Consider the following 3,960-nt stretch of genomic DNA (forward strand, 5'->3'; position numbering starts at 1 on the left):
AGTCCCGAGATGATGTTCAGAAGGGTGGATTTGCCACAGCCCGAGGGGCCGAGCAGCGCATAGGCGCCGCCGTCGTTCCAATCCAGATCAATCTCCTTCAGCGCATAGTCCGAGTCGGACTTGGGCGTGGAAAGATAGCTGTGGCGCAGTTTTGAGAGAGTTATTTTAGCCATTTATGCCTCACGCTGCGCGGCTGCCGTCAGGGGCAAAGAAATAGGCCTGCGCGGGGTCCATGTAGAAATCGTGCAACTCACCCACGCGGTAGGGGTGAACGCCGTGTGCCAGCGACACCCAGCTGCCGGCACCTGTTCCTGTGCCCATGTCGAAGTGGGCGGAACTTTCGGAGCCGGACAGCTCGGTCACCTGAACCTTTCCGGACAGCTGCACCTGTGCACTGTCGCGGGCGATGGGCAGCACGTGGTGCGGGCGCACGGCGATGGTGTAGGTGCCATCGCTGAGATTCGCGGCGGCCCCAGCCAGCTCCCAGGTGACGCCGGCCCTCAGACGGGCCATGCGGCCCTGTTTGGTGATTTCGGCGGTGTTGATCGGCGGATCCGAAAACACCCGCGCCGCATCCACATTACCGGGGTTGCGGTAGATCTCGGCGGTGGGGCCGAACTGTGTCACACGCCCGTCGCGCATCAGCGCGGTCTTGCCGCCCAACAGCAGCGCCTCTTCCGGTTCCGAGGTGGCATAGACCACCACCGCGCCGCGGCCGGCAAACAGCTCGGGCAGCTGGCCGCGCAGCTCTTCGCGCAGCTTGTAGTCGAGGTTGGCCAGCGGTTCGTCCAGGAATACCGCGCGGCTTTCCTTGGCAATCGCTCGGGCCAGGGCGCAGCGCTGCTGCTGGCCGCCCGACAACTCGTGCGGGCGGCGGTGCAGCATCGGCTTCAGCTGCAGGATATCGGCCGCTTCTTCGACGCGGGCCTCGAGTTCCGATTTCGCCATGCCCGCCACCTTCAGCGGCGAGGCGATGTTCTCATACACTGTCATATGCGGGTAGTTGATGAAAAACTGATGCACCAGGCTGATGTTGCGCTTCTGGGTGCTGAGACGGCTGACATCCTCGCCCCCCATCAGCACCTGGCCGCTGGCCATCGGGTCGAGGCCCGCCATCAGTTTAATCAGTGAGGTCTTGCCAGCGCCAGTGGCGCCGAGGAGGACGTTGAAATGACCGGGTTCCAGCACCAGCGAGGTGTCCTTGATGTGCTGAATGGCGCCGACGCGCTTGGTCACACCCTTAAGTTCGAGTGCCATCTTGCTTTGACTTTCCGGCAGGCGGCCTGTTTGCGCGCAGGTGCAGAGAGCGGGCAGGGCGCGCAGTCTTTTGGGGGAAGCTGGCTTCGGAAGACGGAAACCGGTCTCCGGGGCCTGGGTTCAGCCCGGCCGGGCAATGAGCAGCCTGGCCGGACCGGAAGGAGAGTTTATTCAGTCGCCCAGCGGGCTACCAGCTCGTCATAGTTGACGGTCTGGCCTGCAGGCTTCTCGTTCTCCAGCGGCGGTTTGGCGCCGCCATTGGCATACCACCATTCCGCGTCCTTTTCTTCGTTCAGGCGCGGGCCGCAGCCGCCATAGACATTCGCCTGCTCGTCCGCACGCTGCATCCGGGCCATGGTGATGTCCATCTCCTCGGCCAGACGGTTCATCGCTTCCTGCGGGGTGAAGGCGCCGGAGTTGACGTCGCCGATCTGCTGCCACCAGATCTGGGCCAGCTTCGGATAGTCAGGCACGTTCACGCCGGTCGGCGACCAGGCCACGCGGTCGGGCGAGCGGTAGAACTCGACCAGGCCGCCCAGCTTGGGGGCGCGCTCGGTGAAGCTTTCGTGGTTTACCGAAGAATCGCGGATGAAGGTCAGGCCAACGTGCGATTTCTTCACGTCCACGGTCTTCGACACCACGAACTGCGCATAAAGCCAGGCCGCTTGGGCACGGTCCACCGGGGTGGATTTCAGGAAGGTCCAGGACCCCACGTCCTGATAGCCGACCTTCTGGCCTTCTTCCCAGTAGGGGCCGTGCGGGCTGGGCGCCATCCGCCACAGCGGGTTGCCGTCGCCATCCACGGTGTTGTTGCCTTCGGATTGCGGCTTCACCATGTCGGCAGTGAACGCAGTGTACCAGAAGATCTGCTGCGCCACGTTGCCCTGCGCCAGAGCGGGCAGCGACTGGTAGAAGTCATAAGACGCCGCACCGGGAGGCGCGTATTTGCGCAGCCATTCGTCCCACTTGCGGATCGCATAGACCGCTGCAGGGCCGTTGGCGGCACCGCCGCGGGAGACACTGGCGCCCTGCGGGTTGCAGGTGCCTGCTTCCATCCGGATGCCCCATTCGTCGATCGGCACGCCGTTCGGCTCACCCTTGGAACCGGCACCGGCCATCGACAGCCAGGCATCGGTCATCCGCCAGCCAAGATCCGGCGCGCGCTTGCCGTAATCCATGTGGCCATAGATCGTGGTGCCGTCGATTTCCTTGACGTCCTCGCTGAAAAATTCGGCGATGTCCTCATAAGCCGACCAGTTGACCGGCACGCCCAGGTCATAGCCGTATTTTTCCTTGAAGGCGGCCTGCAGATCCTCGCGGTCGAACCAGTCCTTGCGGAACCAGTAAAGGTTGGCGAACTGCTGGTCGGGCATCTGGTAAAGATCGCCATCCGGGCCGGTGGTGAACTGGGTGCCCATGAAATCATCTAGGTCCAGGCCCGGGTTGGTCACGTCCTTGAAATCGCCTGCCATCATGTCGGTCAGGTTATAGGCCAGCTGCAGCCGCGAATGGGTGCCGATCAGGTCGGAGTCATTGACATAGGCATCGTAGAGGTTCCGCTTGGTCTGCATCTGTGTCTGCACGGCCTGAACCACTTCGCCCTCGCCGAGGATCTGGTGGTTCACCTTGATGCCGGTGATTTCCTCAAAGGCTTTGGTCAGCACTTCGGATTCGTAGGAGTGCGTCGGGATGCCTTCCGACAGCACGTTGATTTCCATGCCGCTGAACGGCTGGGCCGCCTGAATGAACCACTGCATCTCAGACAGCTGTTCATCCTTGGTCAGCACCGACGGCTGGAATTCTTCATCAATCCATTTTTGGGCCGCCATTTCGTCGGCATAGCCATTTGATCCGGCAACCATCGCGCAAACGGCGGCTGCGGATAAAAGATACTTACGCATCCTTTCCTCCCTGAAAGTCGCTTAAGGCCAGTTATGCACCTGTTGCACCTGACTGGCATAGAGCTTTCATAAGTTGGAATATGTTGTCAAACTAATTTTTTAGTAACGACTAGTCGTCTGTTTCTAATGATAAATTTACGGACTTCAGCAGCCTTCCCGGCAGGTGTCCGGCATGCCGCGCTGCGGCATCAGCAGTTGTGGCGCTGCGGCTGTTTCCCCCTATGCGGTCGCTGAAAAAACAGTCGCCGCGCCTCGGCTTTACGGCTAAGCAGGCGCCATGACGCATGAAAGCACATTCGAAATATTCCTCACCGCACCGCCGGGACTGGAACAGGCGCTGCTGGCCGAGGCCAAGGAATTGAGGTTCGCCGCGCCCAAGGCGGTTCCGGGCGGGGTCACGGTGCAGGGGGGCTGGGCCGAGGTCTGGCGCGCCAACCTGTCGGTGCGCGGCGCTGCCCGGGTGCTGGCCCGGATCGGTGAATTCCGCGCCTTCCACCTGGCCCAGCTTGACAAGCGGTCGCGCAAGTTTCCCTGGGGCGGCGTCCTGCGCCCGGATGTGCCGGTGAAGGTGGAGGTTTCCACCAATAAGAAATCCAAGATCTACCACGCAGGCGCCGCCGCGCAGCGGGTGGAAAAGGCAATTGCCGAGACCCTCGGCGCGCCGGTGACCAAGGACGCGGAACTGACGGTGAAGCTGAGGATCGAGGACAACCTCTGCGTCTTCAGCGTCGACACGTCCGGCGAGGGGCTGCACAAGCGCGGCCATAAATCCGCCGTCGGCAAGGCACCGATGCGCGAAAAC

3 protein-coding genes and 1 pseudogene are annotated in these 3,960 nt (G+C 62.2%); 1 reads left to right on the forward strand and 3 read right to left on the reverse strand.

Annotated features, from left to right (window positions below):
* The 3 genes from VOI29_RS23155 to VOI29_RS23165 all read right to left on the reverse strand — a co-directional run.
* Window positions 1-173 (reverse strand): ATP-binding cassette domain-containing protein (locus VOI29_RS23155; RefSeq protein ID WP_323784088.1); only part of this gene is annotated, 173 nt, incomplete at its 3' end.
* Window positions 174-180: 7 nt separating this feature from the next.
* A complete protein-coding gene (locus tag VOI29_RS23160) occupies window positions 181-1,257 on the reverse strand; it encodes an ABC transporter ATP-binding protein (protein ID WP_323784082.1) in 1,077 nt (358 codons plus the stop codon).
* A 167-nt stretch (window positions 1,258-1,424) separates the two neighbouring features.
* A complete protein-coding gene (locus VOI29_RS23165) occupies window positions 1,425-3,158 on the reverse strand; it encodes an ABC transporter substrate-binding protein (protein WP_323784084.1) in 1,734 nt (577 codons plus the stop codon).
* Between the two features lie 277 nt (window positions 3,159-3,435).
* On the opposite strand from VOI29_RS23165, the pseudogene VOI29_RS23170 reads away from it, so the two are divergent.
* Window positions 3,436-3,960, forward strand: a pseudogene (locus VOI29_RS23170) (THUMP domain-containing protein); the annotation flags it as partial.

The organism is Leisingera sp., assembly GCF_034669605.1.
Taxonomy (GTDB): domain Bacteria; phylum Pseudomonadota; class Alphaproteobacteria; order Rhodobacterales; family Rhodobacteraceae; genus Leisingera.

Excerpts from the sequence above, each read along its gene's own strand:
- VOI29_RS23160 (WP_323784082.1), bottom strand. The coding sequence starts at position 1,257 with ATGGCACTCGAACTTAAGGGTGTGACCAAGCGCGTCGGCGCCATTCAG.
- VOI29_RS23165 (WP_323784084.1), bottom strand. The coding sequence starts at position 3,158 with ATGCGTAAGTATCTTTTATCCGCAGCCGCCGTTTGCGCGATGGTTGCC.